The organism is Streptomonospora halophila (assembly GCF_039542725.1).
GTDB classification, from domain to species: domain Bacteria; phylum Actinomycetota; class Actinomycetes; order Streptosporangiales; family Streptosporangiaceae; genus Streptomonospora; species Streptomonospora halophila.
Window position 1 is genome coordinate 57,005 of the sequence record NZ_BAABIK010000013.1, and the last position, 16,874, is coordinate 73,878.

Below are 16,874 nucleotides of genomic sequence, written 5' to 3' on the forward strand. Positions count from 1 at the left end.
AGGAACGCCATGACACCCCATCGCATCGTCGTCCTGGGCGCGGGCTTCGCAGGCCTGACCGCCGCCAAGCGCGCCGCCGGTTACCTGCGCGGCACCCCGGCGCGCGTCACGCTGGTCAACGCCGCCGAACACCTCGTGGAGCGGACCCGCCTCCACCAGGTCGCCGCGGGCCAGCGGCTGCCGGAGATCCGGATCGCCGACCTCCTGCGCGGAAGCGGGGTCGAAGCGGTCTTCGGGCGTGTCACCGCGATCGACGCGGACGCGCGCACCGTGCACCTGGACGAGCACCGAGACCCGGCCTCACCGTCGGGCGGGTCGCCGGTCCGCGAGCGGCTGTACTACGACACGCTCGTCTACGCGCTGGGAAGCTCGTGGGACACCCGCGACGTTCCGGGCGTGGCCGAGCACGCGTTCGCGGTCGCCGACGCCGAGCAGGCCGCCCGGTTGCGCGACCACCTTCGTGTGCACCAGGGAGCGCGGCCCGGCGACGGGGGCGGCCGCACCGGCGCGGGAACCGCCCCGGTCCGCTCCGCGGCGGCTCCGGCGCTCGTCGGAGGGGCCGCCGCGGCCGGCGGCGCCCCCGAAGCCGCCGCGCACACGGCCGACGCCGCACCCGAGCACCCGGCCACGGCCCACACGCGCCACCGCATCGTCGTGGCCGGCGGCGGGCTGACCGGCCTGGAGACGGCGGCCGAGCTGGCCGAGGCCTATCCCAACGCGCGCGTCGAGCTCGTCTCGGCCGAGGCGGTAGCCGACTGGCTAGCGCCACGCGCGCAGCGGCACCTGCGCGGCTCGCTGCGGCGGCTGGGGGTGGCGGTGCGCGAGCACACCGCGATCACCGCTGTCCAGGACGGCCGCGCCCTCGTCGGGGACGGGGAGTCCGACGCGATCGCCTTCGACACACTGGTGTGGACCGCCGGGTTCCGAGTCCACGCGCTGGCCGCCGAGGCGGGCCTGGCCGTCGACGACACGGGGCGCATACTCGTCGACGCGTCTCTGCGCTCCGTCTCGCATCCGGAGGTGATCGCCGCGGGAGACGCCGCGGCGGCGATGACCCGGGGCGGTGTCGCGCGCATGACGTGCCAGACGGGCCTGCCGATGGGGGTGCACGCCGGGGGCGTGGCCGCCGACACCGCCCGCGGACGCGCGCCCCGACCCGTCCGGCTGCGCTACGTGGCGGTCAACATCAGCCTGGGGCGCCGGGACGCGGTGACCCAGTTCCTGCGCGCGGACGACACACCGGTGCGCGCCGCCCTCGTCGGCCGGTCCGCGGCCGCGCTCAAGGAGGGGATCACCCGCGGCGTGGTCACCGCGCTCCGCCACCCCGGCCCCTTCTTGCCCCGCCGCGCGTAGCGCGGTGGCCGCCCCGGCTCCCGTGGACGGGGGGAGCCGGGGCGGGGCGACGGGCTACGCGGGATACGTGCGGTGTCAGGACCGGGCGTCGATCGTCCGCTCGGTCCTGCCGAACGGGACCGCCCGGACCCGTTCCCGGCGAGCGATGAGTTCGCGCGGTTGCTCCGGTCGAAAGTGGTGTCACATCGAACGCGGCGCGGCCGCGCGGACCTGAAGGAGCACGCCATGACCCGCACCACCGGCACCGAGAACGCCGACGGCAGCAGCTACACCGTCACCCGCGAGTACGACGCCCCTGTCAGTGCAGTGTGGGACGCGTGGACCGAACCCGACGCGTTCGCGAAGGTGTTCAACGCCGTACCCGAGTCCGTCGTCCTGGACGTGCGCCCCGGCGGCGGGTTCCGCGCCGACATCAAGACGCCCACCGGCGAGCTGCACCCCGTCAGCGGCAGTTACGTCGAGGTCGTCAGGCACAGCCGCCTCGTGGAGGACATGGGCGCCGCCCAGGAGGCCGGGCTGGAGCCCCAGCGGATGGCGATGGACTTCACCGACCTGGGCGGCGGCCGCACCGCGCTGACCGTCCACCAGACCTGCGACAGCCCCCAGACGGCCAAGATCTCCCGCCAGGGCACCGAGTTCCTGCTGGAAAGCTGCGCCACCTACCTGGCGTCCGCTCGCCCGTCGGCGTGACGCGCCGCAGACGAGCACCGAAGCGGTTCGCGACGACGAGGCCGCCGGGCGGCCGGCGGGGGCGACGCCTCGCCGACCGCCCGAGCGCGGCACCGGTCGCCGTTGTCCCCGGGCCCCGCCGGACGGGCTCCCGCGCCGCCCCCGGACGGGCCCCCGCGCGCTCAGGGCCCCTCGGAGGCGGATCCCGCGTCGTCGCGCGGCGCGATCGCGCGCCAGTACTGGGTCTTGCGCTCGTCGCGCACCACCAGCCCCAGCTTTCCCAGCTCCGCCCGCAGCTCCTCGGCGTCCCGGGCGGCGTCGGAGCCGTCCTTGCGCAGGGCGCGGGCTCGCGCCGCGAACAGGCCGTGGGCGCTCGCCGAGAGGTCCGGCACGCCTTCGACCCAGCGGCGGTAGTCCGCGGCGCACGGGTCGCCGCCCTCGCGCCAGGGGTAGCCGTGCTTCCGGAACGCGGCGGCGAGCCGGCGCGCGTCCAGGTCGGTTGCCTGCCCGGCCAGCTCCTCGGTCCGCGGCCCCAGCGCCACCAGCCGTTTTCCGTCCTTGAACACGGCGCTGACCTGCGAGCGCCGGAAGGCGACCCGGCGGTCGCCGGACTCGACGACGGCCTCGCCACCGTCGACGGTCACCGTGCCCGACTCGCTTTCGCCGATGAGCGCCAGCACGAGCCCCGCGACGAGCCCCACCACGGCGCCGCCGATGCGCGTCGGCGTGTCCGGCAGCGTGCTGATCAGCTGCACCGGTCCCTCGAACGGGGTCCACGGCCAGGTCGCCAACCATTCGGCCAGGGTCTTCAGCAGCGCGCCGAGCACGGCACCCAGGAGCGGCAGCCCGCCCCACATCAGGACGCGCTCGCTCCTGGCGGGCGCGACGACGGTGGCTTTGCCGGGTGCCGGCGCGTCCCGTTCCATCGCAGCTCTCTCCTCAGCCATAGCTGTCCGAACCCCCAATCCCGGTCGACCGGCCGCGCCCCGCTCGGCTCCGACGCCCGCGCCACCGACCTCATCGGCCGTGTCCCCGTCCGGCGGCGACGAGCGCCGCGATCCCCGCGACCAGCAGCGACACGCTGACGAACACCGCGTAGTCGTCGAGCCGCGGCAGCCGGCCGACGACCGACAGCCGCCCGGCAGCGCGCCATGCCCCGGCGCCCAGCTCCCCGGCGAGCCCGACGGCCGCCTGGAAGCACAGGACGAGGCCGAGGAGAGCGGTGGCGAGCGGCGCGATCCGTGCCATGCTCCGACGCTAGGCCGAGCGGTCGCTCCGGCGCGTCGGCCGCCGGTATCGCCTGCCCCGACCGAAGTCTCGGATCGGCGGCTTGGCGCCGGCCGAAAGCATCGTCCGCCGCGCCGCGAGTAGCCGAACGGGCTGCCTGAGCGGCACGGCCCATGGCCGCCGAGTAGGTTCGGCAGCCATGGAGAGCGCACCGACCGGCACCGCGCCCCGCCGCAGGCGCGGGCCGCGCGAGTGGGCGGTCGACATCGGCCTGTTCCTGGCGGCCGTGGTCTACGGGCTCGCCTGGACGATCGCTCTCTCGGAGGATCCCGAGGTCACCGCGACCGCGGTGCTGCGCGAGCAGGTCGTCTGCGCGGTCGCCTGCGCCGCGGTGTGGCTGCGCCGGCGCTGGCCGGTGGGTCTGGCGCTCGGGCTGATCCCGCTGTCGGCCTATGCCTCGCTCGCCGACGGCGCCCAGTGCGCCGCCCTGTTCACCGTCGCCGTCCACCGCTCCGCCCGCACGGCGGCCCTGTGCGGCGCGGCGACGGTGGCGGGGCAGATCGCCTACTTCGCGGTGTTCGTCAACCTCGTCCCCGCCGAACGGCTGCCCGACGACGGCGAGCTGCAGGTGATCGTCGCGTTCACGTCGGTGCTGGTCGTGGCGGTGCTGGGCTGGGGCGCGACGGTCCGCCACCGGCGGCAGCTGGTGCTGTCCCTGCGCGAGCGGGCGGCGCGGGCCGAGACCGAGGCGCGGCTGCGCGCCGAGCAGGCCCAGATGCACGCGCGCGAGCAGATCGCCCGCGAGATGCACGACGTGCTCGGCCACCGGCTGTCGCTGCTGAGCGTGCACGCGGGCGCGCTGGAGTACCGCCCCGACGCGCCCGCCGCGGAGATCGCCGGCGCGGCGTCGGTGATCCGAGAGAGCGCGCACCGGGCGCTGCAGGACCTGCGCGAGGTCATCGGCGTGCTGCGGGCCCCGGTGGGCGAGCTGCCGCAGCCGACGCTGGCCGACGTACGCGGCCTGGTCTCGGAGTCGGCCGCCGCCGGGATGCGGGTGGAGCTGAACGACGAGGTGCGGGGGCGCGCCCCCGACACCGTCGGCCGCACCGCCTACCGGATCGTGCAGGAAGGGCTGACCAACGCCCGCCGCCACGCCCCGGGCGCGCGCGTGCGCGTCGGCCTGCGGGGCGGCCCCGGGGAAGGGCTGTCGGTGGAGGTGGCCAACACCGCGCCGGACGCGGGGAGCGCCGTGCACGCCGCCGGGAGCGGGGGCGCACGGGAGCCCGAAGCGGTGAGCGGGCGCGCTGGGCCGGATGCCGCTGCGGACAGCAGGGCGACGGATTCCGGTCCGCTCGGCGACGACGGATCGCCCGAACGGGAACCCGGTGATCCCGCCGGGTCGCACGCCGGGGGGCAGGGCCTGCTCGGACTCGCCGAACGCGTCTCCCTCGCCGGAGGACGGCTCAGCCACGGCCCCGGCGAGGAGGGCGGCTTCCGCCTGCACGCCCTCCTGCCCTGGAACGAGGACGGCGGCGCACCGGATCCGGAGGCACGCTGAGGCGGCCGCGCCGCAACGCGCCTTCCGGATCCCGATCCCGAGGGAGACGGCGCGGCCGACGCGGTCCGCCGGGCGCCCCCTCCCGCCCCGGCCCGCGGGGGCGGGGCCGGGCGGCTCCCGGCGTGTGCCGGTGCGGGCCGCCCGGCTACTCGCGCCGCGGCACCACGTTCCAGTCGGTGAGCACCGGGCGCCCGTGCTCCTCTCCCAGTCGGGCCGTCGCCGCGGTCTCCAGGCGGAACAGCGCGCCGCGGTCCGCGGGGAGCCCCAGGCGGCGGGCGGTCAGCACGCGCAGGAAATGGCCGTGCGCCACCAGCGCGGCGTCCGCGGCTCCAGGGTCGTCCAGAACGGGACGGAGCCGCTCCAGCACCCGGTCGGCCCGGTCCCCGACGGCCTCCACGGACTCCCCCGGGTGCTCGGCGTCGCCCGGCACCACGCCGTCGTGCCAGATGTACCAGCCGGGCCGCTCACGCTGGATCTCCCCGGTGGTGCGGCCTTCGTAGCCGCCGTAGTCCCACTCCATCAGGTCGGGGTCGGCCACGCCGCCGTGCAGACCCGCCAGCTCCGCCGTGCGGCTCGCCCGCTGCAGCGGGCTGACCAGGACACGCGACAGCCGCTGCGAGGCGAGCAGCGGGCGCAGGGCGCGCGCCTGCTCCTCGCCCTCCCCGGTCAGCGGGACGTCGGTGCGCCCGGTGTGCCGGCGCGCGACGCTCCACTCGGTCCGGCCGTGGCGGATCAGCAGCAGTCCACCCATGCGGTCTCCCTCCCTGTCCGCCTGTTCCCTCGCCCGTGCACATTTCGCCGGCCGGTCGCGCGCCCGACGCTCCGGGCAGGCCTGGCCGCCTGTTGCCGGGCGGTCATCCGTTCAGCGACCGGTACCGGCTCACCAGCGCCGCCGTGGAGGAGTCCAGCCCCGCCACGTCGGCACCTTCCGTCAGCGCCGGCTCGATGCGCTTGGCCAGCGCCTTGCCCAGCTCGACACCCCACTGGTCGAAGGAGTTCACGTCCCAGACGGCCCCCTGGACGAACACCTTGTGCTCGTAGAGGGCGATGAGCTGCCCCAGCACCGACGGCGTCAGCTCGGTGGCGAGGACGGTCGTGGTCGGGCGGTTGCCCGCGAAGGTGCGGTGCGGCACCTGCTCGGGCGGTACCCCCTCGGCCGCCACCTCCTCGGCCCTCTTGCCGAAGGCCAGCGCCTGCCCCTGGGCGAACATGTTGGCCATCAGCAGGTCGTGCTGGGCGATCAGCTCGGCGGACATGCCGGGAACGGGCCGGGCGAACCCGATCAGGTCGGCGGGCACCAGCTTGGTGCCCTGGTGCAGCAGCTGGAAGTAGGCGTGCTGGCCGTTGGTGCCGGGCGTGCCCCACACGACGGGGCCGGTCGGCCAGGTAACCGGACGGCCCGCGCGGTCCACCGACTTGCCGTTGGACTCCATGTCGAGCTGCTGCAGGTAGTCGGGGAAGCGGGCGAGGTACTGGCTGTAGGGCAGGACCGCGTGCGACTGCGCGCCGTGGAAGGCGCCGTACCAGATGCCCAGCAGGCCCATCAGCATAGGCGCGTTGGCCTCGATCGGCGCCGTGCGGAAGTGGTCGTCGACGGTCCGGAAGCCCTCCAGCATCTCGCGGAAGCGCTCCGGGCCGATCGCCACCATCAGCGACAGCCCGATCGCCGAGTCCATCGAGTAGCGGCCGCCCACCCAGTCCCAGAACTCGAACATGTTCTCGGTGTCGATGCCGAACTCGGCGACCTTCTCCGCGTTGGTGGAGACCGCCGCGAAGTGCCGCGCGACGGCCGCGACGTCGCCGTCCAGCCCGGACAGCAGCCACGCGCGCGCCGACGTCGCGTTGGTGATGGTCTCCACCGTGGTGAAGGTCTTCGAGGAGACGATGAACAGGGTGGTCGCCGGGTCCAGGCCGCGCAGCTTCTCGTGCAGGTCGGCGCCGTCGATGTTGGAGACGAAGCGGACCTCGACACCCCGCTCGCCCGCCGCCTCGGAGCCGGTGAAGGGGAGCAGCGCCTCGTAGGCCATGGCCGGGCCGAGGTCGGAGCCGCCGATGCCGATGTTGACGACCGTGCTGATGGGGTCGCCGCGGTGCCCCCGCCACACCCCTGAACGCACCCGCTCGGCGAACCCGGCCATCCTCTCCAGCACGCGGTGCACCTCGGGCACCACGTTGCCGCCGTCCTCCCCCTCGACTCGGACGACGGCGTCGGCGGGCGCGCGCAGGGCCGTGTGCAGCACGGCCCGGTCCTCGGTGGTGTTGATCCGCTCGCCCCGGAACATGGCGTCGCGCAGCCCGGCCACGTCGGATGCCTCGGCCAGGGCGCGCAGCAGGCGCAGGGTCTCGTCGGTGACGAGGTTCTTGGAGTAGTCCAGGTGCAGGTCGCCCACCTGCACGGTGTACCGGCCGCCGCGTTCGGGGTCGGCGGCGAACAGGTCGCGCAAATGCGCCTCCCCGAGCATCGCACGGTGCTCGCCCAGTGCCGCCCATTCGGGAAGGCGGTCCGGGCGCGTGCGGTCGGTCGCGGTCGTGTCGGGCATCGGTCTCGCTCCTCGCTGGTCCGTTCGGTGTCGTGCTCCCGGGCCGCCTCCGGGCCGGATCGCCCGCCCGGGCCGCCGGGGCACACCCCTACCCCGAATCCTGCCCTCTCGCCCGACCCGCTCGGTGCGCGGGCGCGCCCGGGCGGGGCTCAGGGGCGGACACGCTCCGACGCGCCGCATCGCGCGTCCTGCGCGGCGAAGGCGGGTAGCAGTCCCTCGTCCGCACGGCGCACCGGAGACCTCCGGCGCACCGGCCGCGGCCCATCGGAGAGGTCCGCACCCCGGGGCGGCACTGCCGGGCCGGTGCCCGGGCGGGCCGCACTCGTCGAGCAGAGGAGCACCCACATGGACGAGCAGTACGACGCCGTCGTCATCGGCATGGGTCCGGGCGGCGAGGTCGCCGCGTCGCAGCTGATCCAGGCCGGAAAACGCGTCGCCGTGGTCGAGCGCGAGCTCATCGGCGGCGAATGCGGGTACTGGGCCTGCATCCCGTCCAAGACGCTGCTGCGCCCGCTGGAGGCCGCCGCCGGAGCGGCAGGGGCGGCGGGGCTGGAGCGGCCCGAACCGGACTGGGCGGGCATGCGCTCCTACCGCGACACCATGATCCGCCACCTGGACGACTCCAAGCAGGTCGAGGGCTACCGGTCCCAGGGCGCGGCGGTGTTCAAGGGCACCGCCCGGTTCGTCGGACGCGACCCGTGGGTGGTCGAGGTCGGCGAGCACCGGCTGAGCGCGGCCGACGTGATCGTGGCGACGGGGTCGTCCGCCTCCCGGCCCCCGATCGAGGGCCTTGAGGAGGTCGAGGTCTGGACCAACCGGCAGGCGACCACCGTCGAGGAGATCCCCGGCCGCGCCGTGGTCGTCGGCGGCAGCGCGGTGGGCGTGGAGATGAGCCAGTTCTTCGCCCGCATGGGCTGCTCGGTGACGCTCGTGCAGCGCGGCCCGTCGCTGATGGACCGCGAGGAACCGCGGGTGGGCGAGCTGACGGCGGAACTGCTGCGCGGCGACGGGGTCGACGTACGCACGGGTGCCGAGCCGCGCAAGGCCTACCGGAGGGGCCGCGACAGCGTGCTGGAGCTGCATGACGGCTCCGAGGCCGTGGGCGACGTGGTGCTGCTGGCCGCCGGCCGCAGGCCCCGCCTGGAGCACCTGGAGCTGGACGCGGTGGGGGTGCGCACCGGGGCCGCGGGTCTGGAGGTCGACGAGCGCTGCCGAGCGGCGCCGGGGCTGTGGGCGGTCGGCGACGTCACCGGCGTCGCGCTGTTCACGCACGTCGCCAAGTACCAGGGTGGAGTCGTCGCCGCCAACATCCTCGGCGGCGACCGCACGGCCGAGTACACCGGGGTCCCGCGCGTCGTCTTCGCCGACCCCGAGATCGCCGCCGTTGGCCTGACCGCGGACCGGGCGCGCGAGCAGGGGCTGGACCCGGTATCGGCGGAGGTCGACCTGACCGCCGGGCTGGCCCGCCCCTGGACCTACGAGACCTCGCCCCGCGGCCGCGTCGGCGTGGTGGCCGACCGCGGAAGCCGCACCCTCGTGGGCGCCTGGGCGGTGGCCCCGCTGGCGGGCGAGTGGATCCACACGGCCGCACTGGCGATCCGCGAGGGCATCGGCGTGGACCGGCTGCGCGACGGGATCTTCCAGTTCCCCACCTACAGCGAGGGCTACACGCTGGCGGTGAACGAACTGGACCTGTAGTGCGCGGGGCGCGCGGGCGGTCCCCGCGCGGACGTGGCGCCCGGGCCGCGGGCGCCTTCGCCGAACGGCCCGGCCCGTGTCCGAACCGCGTCGCTCGGGGCGGATACTGGCGGTGAGTGTGTAACCGGTGCCACAGTCGGGCAGGGGAGTGTTCTCAACGCGGTCGACGCGGTGCCTCTCGCGTGCCGCGGGCGGTACAGCGGGAGGTGCGGCACAGGAGTAGGCGCGGGCGCTTTCCTGCGCTCCGCGCGGTAGGGGCGGTGCCGCCCGCCGCACGACGACGGGCGCACGCGGCACGGGCAGACTCGGCCGCGAACAGCCGACGGCACGAGGGGCGGTCCTCATGGGAGCCGACACAGCCGGGCACGCGGCCCGCCGGGCCGCGCGGCGCGCGGGCGCGCGTGCCGCGGGGGCGGCGGTGTGGACTCCCTTCCCGCTGCTCGCGGCCCAGGGCGCGCGCCTGTGCTCACCGGTGGTGCGCGGGCTGTCGGCGGCCGCGCTGGCCCTGTTGGCCGCCTCGGCGCTGTCGTCGGCGGCGGCCGGACTGCGCTCGGCACGTGCCCTGGTCCTCGCCCGGGCGGCGCCCGCGCCGCAGAGCGACCCGCCCCCGGCGCGCCGGGACGGCGCGGCGCCGGCGTCCGAGGAGACCGCGGCCTCCGGGGAGAGCCCGGCGCGGATCCCGGTCCAGCGCCCGCCCGAGCCCGTGCCGCCCGCCGTTCCCGTTCCACCGCAGTGGACCGCCCCGCCGCGCCCGCCCGCGCAGCGGCCGGCGCCGCCGAGGACCGGGACCGCCGGTGCGGATCCGGCGCCGCCCGAGCACCCGCCGCCCGATCCGCCCGAGCAGGACGCGCCGCAGCGGAAGCGCGGCGCCGCCGCCCGTCCCCGGTGGCGCTTCGCGGGCGGCGCATGGCGGCCCGCTGCGCTGTGGTGGCTGAGGGTGGCCGTGCTCGTGCAGGTCGCCGCCGTTCTGGCCGGTTCGGTCACGGTCGGCGCTCCGAGTGCCCCTCCGGTACAGGCCGCAGCGCTGCTGCACGGCCCGCTGCTGGGGCCGGTGCTCTTCGCGGGTGCGGCGCAGGCGGCCGCGGCCGCGGCGATCGCGGCGGCCGCCCGGACCAGCCGGCTGCCCGCAGTGTTCAGCCTCGTGCTGCTGGCGGGAACGGCGGCGCAGGGGCGGCTGGCCGGGGTCGACCAGGTCTACGTGCTCCTCCTCGGCGCAGTGCTCGTGGCTCCGGGGCTGTGGGTGGCTCTGTGGGCGTGGGGCTGGCGCTGGCCGGAACCGGACGGCGCCGAGGCGAGGGTGCAGGCACCGGCGGACTGACGGCCCTCCGGCGGGTCGTCGCTTCGGCCCGGCGGTGCCGCAGATCGCCGGCCCTCCAGCGCTGCCGGGGAGTCAGTGCTTCCAGGAGGAGTCGTAGTCCGGATGGGCCGCGTACACCGCCGCCAGATGCTCCAGCGCGCGGCGCCAGGCGTGCAGCGCCGACCAGGCCCCGTCCTCCTCGGCGGCGGACTGGGCTCCGTCGTTCAGGGAGTCCATGCACTCGCGGTAGGTGGCGGTGTACCCCTCCACGATGCCGCGCTTGGCGGCGACGTCGGCGCGGGCGCGCTCGGGGCCGCCGGTGCCCGGTGACGCCGCATGCGCCGCGCGCTCGTCCTCCTCCAGGCGCTCGTTGAGGAACTCCACGATCGTCACCCTGCTCCACTCCTTCCGCCGGAATCACACCTCATCGACGCCGCCCGCGGCCCGTGCATTCCACTCGTGCGCCCCGGCGGATACGCTACGCGCCGCACCGGCTCCCGTATGTCCGCAACCCACGCGTGTGGGCGGTGGTCCGGCGATTGTACGGAGTCTCCCCGTTCCGGCGGCTCCCCCGGCCGCGCACGCACCGCCACCGCCGCCGCGCTCAGCCGCACCCCTCGAACTGCGGAACGCTGGTGTTGACGTCCAGCCCGCTGTCGCCGAACCACTTGCGCAGCAGCCAGGCCGCGGTGCCGTCCTGGTACATCCGGGTGATGGCCCGGTTGACCTCCTCGCAGCCCGCGATGTCCTCCTTGGCGACGCCTACCCCGTACTTCTCGTTCGTGAACGGGGCGTTGACGAGGTGGAAGTCCGACGGCGCGTCCTCCAGGTAGCCCGCCAGGATCAGGTCGTCCGTCGAGACCGCGTCCACGTCGCCCTCGGCCAGCAGGCCGATGCAGTCGCTGTAGGTCGGGCGCTCCACACGCACGGCGTCGATGCCGCGCTCCTCGATCACCCGGTTGGCGGAGTTGGACCCGGCGCCCTGGCACAGCCGCCGACCCTCCAGGTCGGCCACGCCGGTGATCGAGGTGTCGCCGGCGCGGACCAGGATGTCCTGGTGCGCCACGTAGTAGGGGCCGCCGAACGTGACGACGGTCTTGCGCAACTGGGTGATGGAGTACGTGGCCAGCACCAGGTCGACCTCGCCGCTCACGAGCACGCGCTCGCGCTCCTCGGAGGTCACCCCCACGAACTCCACGTCCTCCGCGGGCACTCCCAGCTCTTCGGCGATGTAGAGGGCGACGTCCACGTCGAACCCCTCGATGCGGCCCTCGTCCGCGCGCATCCCCAGGCCGGGCTGGTCGTCCTTGACCCCGATGCGCAGCCGCGCGGCGTCCACGATCGAGACGGGCCCGCCCACCGGGTCGGTGCAGGCCCAGGTGGCGGACAGCAGCACGGCGGCCGCGACGGCGGGCGCCAGTCGGCGCAGCCCCATCGGCGCTCGCCTCCTCTCCTGCTCGGCCGGTCCGGCCGGTCCGGCCGCGGCTAGCGGTACTCCGCGAGCCGCGGCCGCACCCCCAGCACCACCAGGGCGGCGAATCCCAGGCACGCGCCCAGCAGGACCGCGTCCCAGCCGCGCAGCCCCGCCCGGGCGTCGGCGACGGCGGTGTCGAACGTGTTGATGTGCAGCGCGGTGAGCTGCACCAGGGACCGCTCGTAGCGGTCGAAGAAGTCCTCGACGGACTCCTCACCCGACATGTGGGCGTCCACGGCCGCGCCGATCCTCCCGTCCTCGGCCAGGGAGCGCATCCGCTGGTCGGCGCGGAGGAAGGCGCTGTAGTCCCGCAGGGTGCGCCGCTGGACCTCCTCGCGGCCCTCGACTCCGCCGGACCGGATCTCGCCGCCGAGGAGGCCGAGCATCCGGCCGTCGTAGGCGGTGTGGTCGGGCACGGTATCGGCGACTTCGGCGGTGTAGCCCTCCAGGTCGCCCGGCGGCTCGGAGCCCTCGGGCACCAGCAGAACCACCATCCGCGCGTCCTCCAGGAAGTTCTGCTCGTAGGTGACGGCGCGGCCGGGGTCCATCAGCCACCGGCTCTGGTCGGCGTTCATGCCGGTGCTGATCGCCCGCGCCCGCGACAGCGACAGCACCGAGTCGAGGCCGTCGACCTTGGCGCTGCGCAGGTGCGCGGCCTGCTCCTCCAGCATCCCGATCGCGGCGAGTCCCAGCACGAGCACGCCGGCGGTCGCCGCCGCGAGCGGAAGGTTGTAGCGGCGCCGGAACCGCCGGCGCAGGAAGATCTGGAGCGCGACCAGCGACGCCAGCAGCGCGGTGGCGGCGGCCGCGACCAGCGCGATGCCCACCGACGACGCCGAGCTGTTCTCCTGGTAGGTGCTGCGCACGGTGGCGCCGCTGTCGAGGGTGAGGTTGTAGGCCTTGGGCAGCAGGTCGCGGCGCATCAGCTCGCCGGCCTGCCGGTAGAGCCGGACGACCTCCTCGGGCGGCGAGCCCGCGGGGCGGCCGGCCTCGTCGCTGATGAGCTGGGCCTGGGCGACCAGGTGCTCGTAGCGGTTCATCCCCTCCATGACCGCGCGGACGTTCTCCTCCTCGGTCCCGTCGCCCTCGGCGAGCTGGGCGGCGTGCAGCAGCGCCTCGCCGGCGTCGGAGCGCCGCTGCTCGTAGCGCACCAGGGCGGCCGCGCGCCCGTCGCCCAGCGAGTGCTCGGCGCCCATCAGCAGGACGTTGGCCATCTGGGCGTCCATGTCGCTGAGCGCGAAGTACAGGTCGGCGGTCGCCACCACCTTGGGCCCCTCGCCGCTGCCGATGATGTCCAGGCCCTCGCGTGCGCGGGCGATGGCCGACCCGGTGGCCGCGAACAGCACGCCGGTCAGCACCAGGCACAGCGCGCTGAGCAGCCACACCCAACCGCGGGTGCCGGGCCGGCCCAGCCACGGCGGCAGGCCCACAAGGGCGCGCGCCCGATCCGCGGCCCGGGTGGCGAGCCTGTCGGCGATCTCGGGGGCCTCGACGCTGCGCTTCACCGCCCCTCACCCCCGCTGGCGGTGAAGGGTGATCGCGGTCCAGGCGCCGACGTAGATCCGGTCGGCCTCATGCAGCGGTACCTCCCTGTCGTGCGGCACGGGCTCGGCGGTCCCGTTGAGGGTGGTCCCGTTCGTCGAGCCTTCGTCGACCAGCACCCAGCTCCCGCCGGGACGGGCGAGGAGGGCGGCGTGGGTGTGGGACACGGCCGGGTCCTCCGGCGGGCCGGCGAGATCGATCTCGGGGTGGACGCCCAGCCGGAGGCTGCGCCGCCCGATCCGGACCCGCTCCCTGTTCAGCGGCACCCGGCGCTGCGGCGCATGCGCGGGGAACGCGATGGCGTCGGGGTCGAGCACGCCGAAATCGGCCATGGAGTGGTAGTAGGCGGGGTCGGCGCAGACGATGGCCCACCAGGTGTCCCGGTGCGGTGCGGCGCCGCCGGGGCCCCGTTCGGCCGGTGCACCGGAGTGCGCGGCCGAGCGGGCGTGCGGGACGTGCGACAGCGGCAGCGGCGAGGCCTCGGTGCGGTCGGCCGCGGCGAAGTCGTGGCCGCAGTCCTCGCAGAAGCGGCCGGCGCGCTCGGCGGCGCAGTCGGGGCACACGGAGCCGGTCGGATCGGCGGCCGCGTCGGCGGGAGCGGCGGCTCCCCGCCCGGTCGCCGGTGCGGGGTTCGGCAGCCCGCACACGTCGCAGTAGGCGCGGGCGGCTGAGAGGTGTCCGGCCGGACACGTCGGCATGGTCGGCCCCTTCTTGCTCTCACACGGCCCCCGGTCCGCGGTCGCCCGCGCGTGTGCGCATGGTCGTGGTCGAGCGGGTCTCGGGCTCCGCCTCGTGGGCGCGGGCGACCGCCGGGCGTAGCCGGACGGTTCCCGCGGCCGGGTCGACGGCCTCGACCACGCTGTCCAGCAGTGCGGCGGCGGCCTCGTCGCCCGAGGCGTGGGCCAGGGCCACCGCACGCCCCAACCGGGCGGTGGCCGTATCGGTGTCTCCGTCGCGTCGCGCGCGCAACCCCTCCTGCACGGCGCGCGACAGCTCGCTTGCTCCGGTCCCGGGGGCGGCGGCACCGTCGGCGTGCGCGGACGGTCCGGGACCGTCCGCCCACTCGACGACGACGTCTTCGCGGGGCCCGTCCGCCGGATCGGAGCCGGCGTGCACGGGCCCCACGCGGGCGGCGCGCATCCGCCGCCCCGCCTGCGCGGGCGGCACCCGCACGTGCAGGTGGAAGGCGCGGCTCTCGGCGCCCCAGGATCCGGTGGGATAGTCGCCGGTCAGCGCGCCGGCGGGCGCCCGGCGTGCCGTGAGGTCGCAGACGCCGGGCGAGACCTGGACCAGGGCGGCCGCGTCGGCACCGCGGGGTGTCCACAGCCGTAGCGCGACGTCGGCGACGGCCTTGCCGGCGGCGGCGCGGACCGCCGCGCGGACGTCGTCGGCCAACCGCTCGGGGTCGACCACGCCGAAGGTGCCGAGCATGGCGTCGGCCACGCGGTGCGGCGCGGCGGAGTCCGGGCCGGTGCCCACGCACCGGCAGTCGCAGGCGAACCGGCCCTCCTGCGCCCGCAGCGCCGGTTCGAACGCGGCCGGATCGGCGCCGTCGCGCCCTCCGGTGAGCAGGACCGCGTGCTTGAGCGTGCCGGCGGCCAGCGGCGCGAACAGGTCTCCGGCCGTGCGCAGCCAGGTCCCGATGCGGGCGTCACCTCCGGCGGTGAGCGCGCCCACGGCGGCGTGCGCCTCGGCCCGGGTGCGGGCCGAGGCCGCGGCGAGGCGGCCGGGGCCGGGGTAGACGGTGCGCGCGGTGGCGGAGCCGGCCACGACGGCGAAGGCGGCCCCCTCGCGCAGTTCGTCCACGGCGGCGCACACGGCCCGCTTGGCGGCGGCCAGCTTCGCGCCGCGCATCGAGTCGGAGGTGTCGACCACGACGACCTCGGCGGCGGGTGCGCGGACGGCGTCCGGTGCGGGCGTGCGGCAGGTGACGTGCACGACAGCGTGCACGTCGGCGCATCCGGGCGGCAGCCGCAGCCACCCGTCGCGGTCCACGCGTACGGAGAACTCCGGCGCCGCGGTCGCGGCCCGCCCGGTCACGGCGCCCCGCCTTCCCGGGCGCGCCCCGGGGCCCGTGTTCCGCGCGGCGTGTGCGGAGCCCGCCGGGAACCGGAATCGGCGCCGCGCCGCAAACGCCGGTGCGCACTCGCCCGGTCCGGCGCGCCTCGCCCGTCTCCGCCACCGGCCGGGTGCCGCGGAGAACCGCCGCACCGAGCGTGCGTGGGAGCGAGCCGCCCCGCCGACCGCGCCGTTCGGTCGGCGCCGGACGGTCTGGCGCCGTATCCGGTCCCGCCGCGGCACTCCGCCGGGGCGCCGAGCCGGCCGGGCGCGGCCCCGGCCGGCACGCGACCGCTTCGCGCGCGGCGGCTCGACGACGGCATCAGGCGTCCCCCTCCGCGGCGGCCGGGCCGGGCACGTCGATCACCACGGCCGTGACGTTGTCGTGCCCGCCCCGCTCCAGCGCCAGGCGGACGCAGGCGCGCGCGGCCGCGAGCGGCTCGGGACCGGCGCCTCGGACGAGCGCGGCCAGGTCCTCAGGATCGGGCAGGTAGTTCCACAGGCCGTCGCTGCACAGCAGCAGGCTGCCCGCGCCGCCGGGGTCGAAGGCGGCGACCCGTCCGGCGGCGCCGCCGTAGTCGGCGCCCAGCCACGCGATCAGCGCGTGGGCCTGCGGCGCGTCCGCCGCCTGCTCAGGGGTGAGCACGGACATCGCGACCATGGCCTCGCTCCAGGAGTCGTCCCGGGTGAGCTGCACCGAGGGAGCGGCCGGGGGTCCGCCGCCGAGCCAGTAGGCGCGGCTGTCGCCGACCCAGGCCACGCCCAGCGGCCCGCCTCGGGGCACCGCCGCAGCGGCGAAGGTGCAGGCGGGCGCCTGGACCGCGGAGTCGGCGAGCGCGGCGACGGCGCGGCCCGCCCGGTGCAGCGCCGCCCCGAGCGACTCGGCGGTGCCGACCCCGCCCTCCAGCGACTCGCCGAGCGCGGCCGACCCGGCCGCCGCGGCCGCGCGGGCGGCGGTCTCAGGGCGCTGCGAGGAGGACACCCCGTCGCAGACGACCGCGGCGGTCGCCGAGCGGCCGGGCCCGCCGCCGGCGCCGGGCAGCACGGCGGTACGCAGGGCCATGGCGTCCTCGTTGCGTTCGTGGCGCAGTCCCCGGTCGCTCACGCCGGCGGCGGTGCCCGGGCCGAGTTGGAGCTCGCTGTGGTCGCCGGGGCGCCGGCGCAGCCCGCACCGCGTGCAGGCGCCCGCGTCCAGCCGCGCGCCGCAGCGCGCGCAGGGGGCGGAGTCCTCGGCGGCCGGTGCGGGAGGGGCGGCGGCCGCGGCGTGCACGGCCGCCCGAACGCCGGAGGCGCCGTCGCGCCCGTTCCCGGAGCCGGGCAGAGGATTGCCGCAGTGCTCGCAGAAGCGGTCCTCCGCGGACACCTGGTCACCGCACACCGGGCAGGTCAGCACGCTGCGCATCGCCTCCCCTCTGCCGCGCGGGCGCGGCCGCCGAAGGCGCGCGGCGTGGGGCCCCG

At 76.4% G+C, this 16,874-nt stretch carries 15 protein-coding genes; 5 read left to right on the forward strand and 10 right to left on the reverse strand.

Going from position 1 to position 16,874, the window contains the following annotated elements; genetic code table 11:
* Positions 1 to 9: 9 nt before the first annotated feature.
* Together ABEA15_RS12755 and ABEA15_RS12760 are read left to right on the forward strand one after the other, a co-directional pair.
* On the forward strand, positions 10 to 1,353 hold the full coding sequence (locus ABEA15_RS12755; RefSeq protein WP_345556799.1) for an NAD(P)/FAD-dependent oxidoreductase: 1,344 nt from the start codon (positions 10 to 12) through the stop codon (positions 1,351 to 1,353).
* Positions 1,354 to 1,578: 225 nt separating this feature from the next.
* Positions 1,579 to 2,043, forward strand: coding sequence for an SRPBCC family protein (locus tag ABEA15_RS12760; RefSeq protein ID WP_344141041.1), 465 nt, complete (start codon positions 1,579 to 1,581; stop codon positions 2,041 to 2,043).
* 161 nt (positions 2,044 to 2,204) lie between these two features.
* Here the strand turns inward: ABEA15_RS12760 and ABEA15_RS12765 are convergent, their stop codons facing one another.
* Together ABEA15_RS12765 and ABEA15_RS12770 are read right to left on the reverse strand one after the other, a co-directional pair.
* Positions 2,205 to 2,948, reverse strand: a complete 744-nt coding sequence (locus ABEA15_RS12765; RefSeq protein WP_345556800.1) for a YqeB family protein — start codon at positions 2,946 to 2,948, stop codon at positions 2,205 to 2,207.
* A gap of 91 nt (positions 2,949 to 3,039) precedes the next feature.
* Positions 3,040 to 3,270, reverse strand: coding sequence for a hypothetical protein (locus ABEA15_RS12770; protein ID WP_345556801.1), 231 nt, complete (start codon positions 3,268 to 3,270; stop codon positions 3,040 to 3,042).
* 178 nt (positions 3,271 to 3,448) lie between these two features.
* Here ABEA15_RS12770 and ABEA15_RS12775 point away from each other — a divergent pair, with 178 nt between their 5' ends.
* The gene (locus ABEA15_RS12775) at positions 3,449 to 4,807 is read left to right on the forward strand and encodes a sensor histidine kinase (protein WP_345556802.1); all 1,359 of its coding nucleotides are present in this window, start codon (positions 3,449 to 3,451) and stop codon (positions 4,805 to 4,807) included.
* A gap of 145 nt (positions 4,808 to 4,952) precedes the next feature.
* Here the strand turns inward: ABEA15_RS12775 and ABEA15_RS12780 are convergent, their stop codons facing one another.
* Together ABEA15_RS12780 and pgi are read right to left on the reverse strand one after the other, a co-directional pair.
* Entirely contained in the window at positions 4,953 to 5,558 is a 606-nt protein-coding gene (locus ABEA15_RS12780; protein WP_344141046.1) for a histidine phosphatase family protein, read from the reverse strand.
* Between the two features lie 103 nt (positions 5,559 to 5,661).
* On the reverse strand, positions 5,662 to 7,347 hold the full coding sequence (pgi, locus tag ABEA15_RS12785) for a glucose-6-phosphate isomerase (protein WP_345556803.1): 1,686 nt from the start codon (positions 7,345 to 7,347) through the stop codon (positions 5,662 to 5,664).
* A gap of 345 nt (positions 7,348 to 7,692) precedes the next feature.
* Between pgi and ABEA15_RS12790 the strand changes: the two genes are divergently transcribed.
* Both ABEA15_RS12790 and ABEA15_RS12795 read left to right on the forward strand, forming a co-directional pair.
* A complete protein-coding gene (locus tag ABEA15_RS12790) occupies positions 7,693 to 9,045 on the forward strand; it encodes a dihydrolipoyl dehydrogenase family protein (RefSeq protein ID WP_344141048.1) in 1,353 nt (450 codons plus the stop codon).
* Between the two features lie 343 nt (positions 9,046 to 9,388).
* Positions 9,389 to 10,363 (forward strand): hypothetical protein, encoded by a 975-nt coding sequence (locus tag ABEA15_RS12795; protein WP_345556804.1) that lies wholly within the window; start codon positions 9,389 to 9,391, stop codon positions 10,361 to 10,363.
* Positions 10,364 to 10,435: 72 nt separating this feature from the next.
* Here the strand turns inward: ABEA15_RS12795 and ABEA15_RS12800 are convergent, their stop codons facing one another.
* The 6 genes from ABEA15_RS12800 to ABEA15_RS12825 all read right to left on the reverse strand — a co-directional run bounded on the left by ABEA15_RS12800 (position 10,436) and on the right by ABEA15_RS12825 (position 16,818).
* Positions 10,436 to 10,735 carry a DUF6221 family protein gene (locus ABEA15_RS12800; RefSeq protein ID WP_344141050.1) on the reverse strand — a complete coding sequence of 100 codons (300 nt, stop codon included), beginning with the start codon at positions 10,733 to 10,735 and terminating at the stop codon, positions 10,436 to 10,438.
* A 211-nt stretch (positions 10,736 to 10,946) separates the two neighbouring features.
* Entirely contained in the window at positions 10,947 to 11,777 is an 831-nt protein-coding gene (locus ABEA15_RS12805) for a glutamate ABC transporter substrate-binding protein (protein ID WP_345556805.1), read from the reverse strand.
* A gap of 50 nt (positions 11,778 to 11,827) precedes the next feature.
* The gene (locus ABEA15_RS12810) at positions 11,828 to 13,321 is read right to left on the reverse strand and encodes a hypothetical protein (RefSeq protein WP_345556806.1); all 1,494 of its coding nucleotides are present in this window, start codon (positions 13,319 to 13,321) and stop codon (positions 11,828 to 11,830) included.
* A gap of 6 nt (positions 13,322 to 13,327) precedes the next feature.
* The gene (locus tag ABEA15_RS12815; protein ID WP_345556807.1) at positions 13,328 to 14,056 is read right to left on the reverse strand and encodes an FHA domain-containing protein; all 729 of its coding nucleotides are present in this window, start codon (positions 14,054 to 14,056) and stop codon (positions 13,328 to 13,330) included.
* A 19-nt stretch (positions 14,057 to 14,075) separates the two neighbouring features.
* Positions 14,076 to 15,398, reverse strand: coding sequence for a VWA domain-containing protein (locus ABEA15_RS12820; protein WP_345556808.1), 1,323 nt, complete (start codon positions 15,396 to 15,398; stop codon positions 14,076 to 14,078).
* Positions 15,399 to 15,738: 340 nt separating this feature from the next.
* Complete coding sequence (locus ABEA15_RS12825; protein WP_345556809.1) at positions 15,739 to 16,818, reverse strand: protein phosphatase 2C domain-containing protein; 1,080 nt, start codon at positions 16,816 to 16,818, stop codon at positions 15,739 to 15,741.
* Between the last annotated feature and the right edge of the window lie 56 nt (positions 16,819 to 16,874).